4 protein-coding genes are annotated in these 3,775 nt (G+C 73.2%); 2 read left to right on the top strand and 2 right to left on the bottom strand.

Annotated features, from left to right (window positions below):
• Positions 1-41 precede the first annotated feature (41 nt).
• Positions 42-2,354 carry an FG-GAP-like repeat-containing protein gene (locus ACFUC1_RS20315; RefSeq protein ID WP_379123071.1) on the bottom strand — a complete coding sequence of 771 codons (2,313 nt, stop codon included), beginning with the start codon at positions 2,352-2,354 and terminating at the stop codon, positions 42-44.
• 160 nt (positions 2,355-2,514) lie between these two features.
• Entirely contained in the window at positions 2,515-2,865 is a 351-nt protein-coding gene (locus tag ACFUC1_RS20310; protein WP_379123069.1) for a MerR family transcriptional regulator, read from the bottom strand.
• 110 nt (positions 2,866-2,975) lie between these two features.
• Between ACFUC1_RS20310 and ACFUC1_RS20305 the strand changes: the two genes are divergently transcribed.
• Together ACFUC1_RS20305 and ACFUC1_RS20300 are read left to right on the top strand one after the other, a co-directional pair.
• Complete coding sequence (locus tag ACFUC1_RS20305; RefSeq protein ID WP_379123067.1) at positions 2,976-3,398, top strand: Hsp20/alpha crystallin family protein; 423 nt, start codon at positions 2,976-2,978, stop codon at positions 3,396-3,398.
• Positions 3,399-3,435: 37 nt separating this feature from the next.
• On the top strand, positions 3,436-3,741 hold the full coding sequence (locus tag ACFUC1_RS20300; protein ID WP_379123065.1) for a hypothetical protein: 306 nt from the start codon (positions 3,436-3,438) through the stop codon (positions 3,739-3,741).
• Positions 3,742-3,775: the final 34 nt, after the last annotated feature.

The raw sequence follows: 3,775 nt of genomic DNA, 5'->3' as shown, positions 1-3,775 counted from the left end.
ACCGGCGCACCCCCGGGGCTGGGCGGCGCGCAGCGCTGCGGTCAGCGCACCCCGAGGATCCGCGTCGTGGCACCCCACGGCGCGCTGATGGCCCGGCGCGGCGCGTAGCCGCCCGTGCCGTCGCCGGCATACACGTAGTCGACGTTGGCCGGGGTGCGGCCGACCAGGTCGGGCCGTCCGTCCCCGGTGAGGTCGCCGGTGGAGACCACGGTGTTGAACATCTGCCACCCGGTCCCGATGAGCACTCCGGGCTGGTAGCCGGTTGCAGCAGCGGTCGGGGTGCCGGTGCCTCGGTAGAGGTAGAGCGAGCCGGCCGGCGTGCGGCCGAGGAGGTCGACCTTGCCGTCGCCGGTGACGTCGCCGGGGGTGATGAGCTGGCTGAACATCTGCCACCCGGTGCCGATGCGGCGCCAGCTCCCGGAGAACCCGCCCCGGCCGTCGCCGGCGATGAGCCAGAGCTCTCCGTTGGCCTTGCGCGCCAACAGGTCCGGCTTGCCGTCGCCGGTCCAGTCGCCAGGCGTGGCGATGTCGGTGTAGGCCGCCCACCCCCGCGCGATCAGCGTGCGGCCGCCCGTGAGGCTGCCCCTGCCGTTTCCGCGGTAGAGGTAGACGTCACCGGTCGGCGTGATCCCGAGGACGTCGGCGATGCGGTCGCCGGTGAGGTCGCCGGGGGAGACGACCTGGCTGTAGACGTTCCAGCCCGGTCCGATCCTCACGGCAGGGCCGAAGCCGGTGGGCCGGCCGGGGTAGAAGTACAGGTCGCCGTTCGCCGTACGCCCGAGGACGTCACCACGGCCGTCGCCGTCCAGGCCCGGCACCCATCCCGCTGCTGCGGGCGGTGGGGCGGGTGCGGGCGCGGGGGCCGGGGCCGGCGCCGGGGTCGGCGTGGGAGCCGGAGGCTTGGGTGCTGCGACCTGCGTGTAGCTCAGGTCGGACAGGGCGCGCCAGTCGTTGCTCGTCACCTTGCCGGTGACCGCCAGCTTCGCCGCCGCCTGGAACCTGGTGACGCCGCCCGCCGTGGCAGGACCGAAGTCGCCGTCGGCGGTCCCGACGGAGTAGCCGCGGCGGTTGAGCTCGAGCTGCAGGTCGCGCACGGCATACCCGGTCGAGCCGGTGGCGAGGGTGAGCGATCCGTAGGTCGACCACAGCTTCGCGGTCGGCACGGGGACCGGGCCGCTCGTCGTGGAGTAGCGCGCGTACAGGGCGGCCTTGCTGCGGATGGTGTCCATCTGCGGGTAGAGGTACCTGCCCGGGCACAGCGTGTAGGACGTGTTCTGGTGGGCGTTGATCGTCGGCAGGGTCGCCACGACACCGGCCGCGTACTTCGTGCCCGTGCCACCGGCGGACGTGAGCCGGGTCGTGCCCTGCGGGTCGACGCCGTACTGCGACAGCTTCCAGCCGGCGACCTTGGCGATCGAGTCGACCATGACCGCCGGGGCGGCCGTCGTCTCGTAGTTGCCCAGGGCCGCGATGCCCATCGTGTCGGTGTTGAAGCCCATGGCGTGGGCGCCGCGGACGGCGGTGGTGATCGACCCGGCACGGCCCTCGTAGACACGCCCGAACTTGTCGACGAGGAAGTTGTAGGCGATGTCCGACCAGCCCAGGCCGCGCGTGTCGTAGGCGTAGATCCCGCGGATCTGCGCGGCGGCGGTGGCGGCGGTGTAGTCGTTCGAGCTGGCCGTGTGGTGGATGACGATCGCCTTGACCGTCGCGTTGTACGTGGCCGGCCCGCGCAGCGACTCGTCCGCGCCCCACTGCTGGCGGGTGATGATGGTCGGGGCGATGGCGGCGGCCGACGCCGAGGCGGCCGGCGTGCTCGGCGTGAGGTGCTGGTCGGCGGCGGACGAGCCGGGGTCGATGGTCGTGACGCGCAGGTCGGGCAGGGGCTGCCCGTCGGTGGTGTCGACCCGCACCTGGATGGCGGTCGCGCCGTCGGTGACGACCGGGTTGGACCCGACGCGGGCGCCGACCGACTCGCTGGTCCCGACCTGGGGGCCGTCGTCGCTGACGCCGAGGTCCTCCCAGCCGGTCCAGCCCGCGTCCTCGCGCAGGCGCACCGAGATGGTGATGTCGGCCTTGCGCAGCGGCGTCGACCGCGACCACGAGACCCCGGCGACGGTGAACCGTGGGCGGGTCTCCGGCGCGGTCAGGGTGCTCAGGGCGTGGCCGGGGCGGGCGACCCGGCGGTCCCAGAGCCGGCCGGCGGCCAGCGGGTCGACCCCGCGCGCTCCGGTCGTCTGGACCTTGGGGGCCACGGGGTGCGGCGACACCGGGGCGGCGAAGGAGACGGTGGGCAGGGCCACGAACGCGGGGGTGATCGCGACGGCGGCGAGGGCGGCACGGAGAAGGCGCACGAGAGTCATCCGGGGGGTCGTCGGGGGAGCGGGGTGACGGGTGTGACGACTGTGAAGGGTGGCACCCGCAGTGGCCTCGTGTCGCATTTCGTCGAGGGGAATGGCCGTTCGGACGAGCCCGCCACGGCGTGTCGCCGCGGACCTGCGGCGTGTCGGGGCGCTAGCCGTCCGCCCGCAGACGTGCGTTGTCCTTGCGGAGGGCTGCGTTTCGGTCCCGGAGCTCGCGGTTGGCGTCGGTGAGTGTGCGGTTGGAGTCCTGCAGGTCCAGCACCATCTGCACGGCCGACAGGGTCACGCCGTCCTCGACCAGGCCGGAGACCCGGCGGATGCGCTCGACGTCGTCGGCGCTGTACCGCCGGGTGCCGCCGTCGGTGCGGGCCGGCGTGACCAGCCCGTGCTGCTCGTAGAGCCTCAGCGTGGGCACGGCGAGGTCGGCCAGCTCGGCCGCCACCGAGATGGAGTACACGGGCCGGGCGTCAGCGGGTCCGCCCGTCCTGACCTGCTCCGTCATGCGCAGGGACCTCTTGACAGATCGTATGCCGCGTGGTTAGAAAATCTGTAGCGCACGACTGAGATCCTAGCAGTCGTGGGCAGGGACACCAGACACTGGAGGTGGTTGAGATGCTCATGCGGACTGACCAGTTCCGCGAGCTGGACCAGCTGGCGCAGCAGGTCCTGGGGACCATGGCACGTCCCACCGTCATGCCGATGGACGCCTGGCGCGAGGGCGACCGGTTCGTCGTCGAGTTCGACCTGCCGGGTGTCGACCCGTCGTCGGTCGACCTCGACGTCGAGCGCAACGTGCTCACCGTCCGGGCCGAGCGCCCGCGGATCGACGACGGGCACGAGGCCATCGCGTCCGAGCGGCCGCGCGGCGTCTTCAGCCGACAGCTCTTCCTGGGGGACACCCTCGACCTCGAGCGCATCGAGGCGTCCTACTCCGACGGCGTGCTGCGGCTGACCGTGCCCATCGCCGAGGCGGCCAAGCCCCGCAAGATCGAGATCAACGCAGGGCACCGCACCCCGCACGCCATCTCCGCCTGACCGGCGGCCGACTGCTGGGAAGGAGGTGGTCGAGCCGATGACGGTGGTCGGGGTGGCGACGACCGCACAGGCGTGGGGCGTGCTGGAGCTGGACCCCGGCGTGGGGACTGATGCCGCGTGGGCCCGGGTGGACCTGCTGCTCGAGGACGAGCAGTGGCTCCACGAGGAGTTCGAGGCCCTGACGGCGGACCTGGAGCAGCGGATGCCCCCACGGCCCTGTGCCCCCGACCACGAGGACCGCCCGAGGCCACGGCGGCGGCGGCGCCGCTGGGTGGTGCAGGGACCGCCGGTCGCAGGGGCCCACGGGCACGTCCCGGGGCGCGAGCGGTCGCCGCCCGGCTGACAGGCGGATGCGAGAGGTCCCACCGGGCTCGAGC

It is taken from the genome of Pedococcus sp. NPDC057267, assembly GCF_042668795.1.
Lineage (GTDB): Bacteria > Actinomycetota > Actinomycetes > Actinomycetales > Dermatophilaceae > Pedococcus.
This window is presented reverse-complemented; position numbering and strand designations above follow the sequence as displayed.

What these genes read in the sequence shown, in the direction of transcription:
- ACFUC1_RS20310 (WP_379123069.1), bottom strand. Translation starts at nt 2,865, where the DNA reads ATGACGGAGCAGGTCAGGACGGGCGGACCCGCTGACGCCCGGCCCGTG.
- ACFUC1_RS20300 (WP_379123065.1), top strand. Translation starts at nt 3,436, where the DNA reads ATGACGGTGGTCGGGGTGGCGACGACCGCACAGGCGTGGGGCGTGCTG.
- ACFUC1_RS20305 (WP_379123067.1), top strand. Translation starts at nt 2,976, where the DNA reads ATGCTCATGCGGACTGACCAGTTCCGCGAGCTGGACCAGCTGGCGCAG.